The organism is Oleiphilus sp. HI0123, assembly GCF_001635315.1.
This window is the reverse complement of the sequence record NZ_LWGE01001253.1, coordinates 1-4178: the sequence shown is the minus strand read 5'-3', so window position 1 is coordinate 4178 and position 4178 is coordinate 1. Positions and strand designations below refer to the sequence as shown.

Sequence of the window (4178 nt, the reverse complement as noted above, 5' to 3'; positions counted from 1 at the left end):
GGGACAGTACTGTGAGAAATATTTATTTCTCGCTCAACAGGCTCTGTAATTGAGTCAGGATCGAAACTACCAGAATAAATACCAACTCGATTATCAAGTAAAGAATCTATATTCATTTTCTCACTAAATAACACAGTTGGATTTAAGTCCACGCCGTAGCTTATCTCTTCAGAATCAGGAGTGATGCGAATAATAGTCGGTGCAGTAGTATCGGTGGCAGCTTCAGGCAGACTACGAGTACCATCGCTATCACAGGCAGAAAGGCCCGAAAGAAAAATAACAACCAGGAGTATTAGTTTATTTTTCCCGGCTCTTAGGTAGTGAGAGTGCATTTAAACTCCATATAAATACAATAGTAGAAATGAATCAGGCATTTATACCATGTACCAGATGAACGCTCTATGGTTTACTTCCAAGATTGTGCGACAAGTAACAGCTTCGCTTAGAAAATATTGGACAGTTTGAGTATAAAAGTTTTAATGAGGGCTTTTTTAAACGCAATGAGAAAAAAGGCCTGAATAAATTCAGGCCCTTACCAAGGTTAAGATATCTTCGGAGCCAAAGAACCGTCTTGGTACTGTGCAAACATTGAATCAAGACTTTGAGCCTTAATCTTATCAGCACGACCAGCTGTTCCGAACGCTTCGTATCGAGCAACTACAATTTCTTTCATCGCACTTACAGTTTCTTTTAGATACTTTCTAGGGTCGAATTCTGCTGGATTCTGTGCCATAAAGCGACGCACAGCACCAGTAGAAGCCAGACGTAGATCGGTATCAATATTTACCTTACGAACGCCATATTTTATGCCCTCTACAATCTGCTCTACAGGGACACCATAGGTTTCAGGAATTTCGCCGCCGTACTCGTTAATAACAGCAAGCCATTCTTGAGGTACAGAGGATGAACCATGCATTACTAGGTGCGTACCAGGAATACGTTCATTTATCGCTTTAATACGGTCAATAGCCAAAATATCACCAGTAGGTGGACGCGTGAACTTATACGCGCCATGGCTTGTACCACATGCAATCGCTAACGCATCAACACCAGTTTGCTTAACAAAATCTGCTGCCTCTTCTGGATCAGTTAACATCTGATCGTGACTAAGTGTACCTTCAGCACCAACACCATCTTCTTCACCTGCCTGGCCAGTTTCTAAAGACCCCAAACAGCCAAGCTCACCTTCAACAGAAACACCGCAAGCATGCGCCATTTCAACAGTGCGCTTTGTGACGTCAACGTTATATTCGTAGCTGGAAGGTGTTTTGCCATCGTCCATCAGCGAACCATCCATCATCACTGAAGAAAACCCAAGTTGAATCGAGCGCTGGCAAACTGCTGGAGAAGTACCGTGGTCCTGATGCATACAAACAGGAATGTGCGGGAATTCTTCGATAGCCGCCAAAATAAGATGACGCAAAAAAGGTGCTCCGGCATATTTACGAGCACCGGCTGAAGCCTGCACTATCACAGGACTATTTGTTTGATCAGCTGCTTCCATAATAGCGCGCATCTGCTCAAGGTTATTTACGTTAAACGCTGGAACTCCGTAGTCATACTCTGCAGCATGATCAAGTAGTTGTCGCATACTAATTAATGCCATGATTATCTCCGGTTAAAACATGGATTGAATTTATGAGCTTGCGCGCTCTGTTAACATTGCTACTGCAGGTAAAGTCTTACCTTCTACAAATTCTAAAAAGGCACCGCCACCCGTAGAAATATACGAAACCTTATCTGCGATTTCATACTTATCGACAGCAGCCAAGGTGTCGCCACCACCTGCTATTGAGAATGCATCACTATCAGCGATGGCTAATGATAGCGCTTTAGTGCCCGCACCAAACTGGTCGAACTCAAACACGCCTACTGGCCCATTCCAAATTATCGTACCCGCACTTTTCAGTATTTCCGCCAAGCTCTCAGAGGTTGCCGGGCCGATATCAAAAATCATATCGCCTTCATCTACCTCATCAGAATTTTTCGTTGTCGCAACTGCAGACTCTGAAAACTCACTACCAACCACGACGTCTGTAGGCAATGGGATATGAGTCTTTTCGCTAAGAGCTTTAGCCTTGGAAATTAAATCTTCTTCGCACAAAGACTTACCAACAGCCTTGCCATCAGCAGCTAAAAAGGTATTAGCAATACCGCCACCGACAATTAGCTGGTCAACAATATCAGAAAGTGACTCAAGCACTGTTAATTTAGTGGAGACTTTGGAACCACCAACAATAGCAACTAAAGGTCGCTTAGGTTCTTTTAATGCTTTTCCTAAAGCATCCAGCTCAGCAGCAAGCAAAGGGCCTGCGCAGGCAACAGGGGCAAATTTGCCGACACCATGCGTAGATGCTTGTGCGCGATGAGCGGTTCCGAAAGCATCCATCACATAAATATCACAAAGCTTTGCATAGGCCTTTGACAAAGCCTCATCATCTTTCTTTTCACCAACGTTAAATCTAACATTTTCAAATAACACAACGTCGCCGTCATTCAGACCGTCTGTATCCTGCCAATCTTTTAGTACTGGAATATCTTTACCGAGCAGATCGGACATATGACTAGCAACGGGCGCCAGTGAAAAAGCCTCATCATACTCACCCTCAGTTGGTCGACCCAAATGAGACATAAGCATTACTTTAGCGCCGGCTTCCATAGCATGCTTGATTGTAGGCAATGACGCTCGAATACGTGCATCACTCGTTACCTTTCCATTTTTAACTGGAACATTCAAATCTTCGCGAATCAAAACCCTCTTTCCTTTAAGGTCGAGATCCATCATTTTAAGAACAGACATATAATCTCCCATATAACATTGCGGCCCTGCAAAAAGTCACTTTGCAAGCCAATATCTAGCAACATCGAGCATACGGTTTGCGTATGCCCATTCATTATCAAACCAAGTCAAAACCTTGATCAAACGTCCGCCACTCACTCTTGTCTGGCTACCATCAACAATTGTTGAGTGAGTATCACCAACAAAGTCACTCGACGCTAACGGCTCTTCGGTGTAGTGGAAAATACCAAATTTATCGGCACCAGCCTTTTCGGCTAACAATGCGTTCACATCATTAGTATTAACGGCCATATCTACATACAACGATAACTCTATCGCTGAAACATTAATCGTAGGGACTCGCATAGCAGTCGCAGTTAATTTACCTTTCAAGTCAGGCAAAATACGCTCAACACCTTTCGCCAAACCTGTGTCGACGGGAACCACATTGTTCATCGAGCTTCGAGTACGCCTAAGATCCTGATGATGATAGGCATCGATCGTTGGCTGATCATTCATAGCGGAGTGAATAGTGGTAAGCGAACCAGCTACAATACCGAAGCGTTCATCTATAGCACTCAATACTGGCACAACAGCATTACTAGTACATGACGCACACGAGGCGATTATGTCGCCACTATCTAAGCCAAAATGATTTACACCATAGATCACTGTCTTATCGAAGCTTTCATCACCTGGTTGAGAAACAAGCACGCGCCCGGCACCAGACTCCAAATGACCGGAAACCTGCTTAAGAGAACTAAAGCGACCAGTACACTCCATGACTAAATCTATACCCAGATCCTCCCAAGGAAGCATGCTAGGTTGCGAAAAACGTGTTAAGGCAATTAGGTCGTTCCCGACAACCATCTTCGAGTCACCCTGGACATCAACTGAAAGCGGGAATCTACCAAATGTCGTGTCGTACCGGGTCAAATAAGCAATCGTATCAGCATCTGCAAGCTCATTAATAGCGACAAACTTTATCGAATCGTCACCAACAGAACGGCCTTTCGACCGTTCATAGCTAGCACGCAACAAAGACTGCCCAATACGACCATAGCCATTAATTGCGACACGATAAGTCATTCTGAGCGTCCGATACCTTCAAGGCTCACTATCAGGTCGTGCATTTATAGCAAATCTTCGGCAACATTTAGGATGTTATCAACAGTGAAGCCGAACTCCTCAAACAACTGTCCTGCAGGTGCAGACTCGCCAAAACTATTCATGCCGATCACTCGTCCGTCAATACCCACATACTTGTACCAGTAATCGGCGATCGCTGCCTCAATAGCAATACGCGCAGGAACCTCAAGAGGTAAAACAGACAGGCGATATTCGATATCTTGCTGATCAAAAACATCAGTACAAGGCATAGAAACAACTCGGACATTAA

The 4178-nt window shown here is 44.2% G+C and carries 5 protein-coding genes; all 5 read right to left on the bottom strand.

The features are described 5' to 3' along the window. A partial coding sequence (locus A3761_RS14765; protein WP_156491868.1) for an Ig-like domain-containing protein occupies positions 1-332 on the bottom strand: 332 nt, incomplete at its 3' end. 209 nt (positions 333-541) lie between these two features. Then, positions 542-1606 (bottom strand): class II fructose-bisphosphate aldolase, encoded by a 1065-nt coding sequence (gene fba, locus A3761_RS14760; protein ID WP_068506450.1) that lies wholly within the window; start codon positions 1604-1606, stop codon positions 542-544. A gap of 30 nt (positions 1607-1636) precedes the next feature. Continuing rightward, positions 1637-2800, bottom strand: coding sequence for a phosphoglycerate kinase (locus A3761_RS14755; RefSeq protein ID WP_068554692.1), 1164 nt, complete (start codon positions 2798-2800; stop codon positions 1637-1639). A 36-nt stretch (positions 2801-2836) separates the two neighbouring features. Further along, a complete protein-coding gene (locus tag A3761_RS14750; RefSeq protein WP_068506446.1) occupies positions 2837-3868 on the bottom strand; it encodes a type I glyceraldehyde-3-phosphate dehydrogenase in 1032 nt (343 codons plus the stop codon). 44 nt (positions 3869-3912) lie between these two features. Next, on the bottom strand, positions 3913-4178 hold a 266-nt coding region (locus A3761_RS14745; RefSeq protein ID WP_304439615.1), incomplete at its 5' end, for a transketolase C-terminal domain-containing protein.

What these genes read in the sequence shown, in the direction of transcription:
- A3761_RS14750 (WP_068506446.1), bottom strand. Translation starts at nt 3,868, where the DNA reads ATGACTTATCGTGTCGCAATTAATGGCTATGGTCGTATTGGGCAGTCT.
- fba (WP_068506450.1), bottom strand. Translation starts at nt 1,606, where the DNA reads ATGGCATTAATTAGTATGCGACAACTACTTGATCATGCTGCAGAGTAT.
- A3761_RS14755 (WP_068554692.1), bottom strand. Translation starts at nt 2,800, where the DNA reads ATGTCTGTTCTTAAAATGATGGATCTCGACCTTAAAGGAAAGAGGGTT.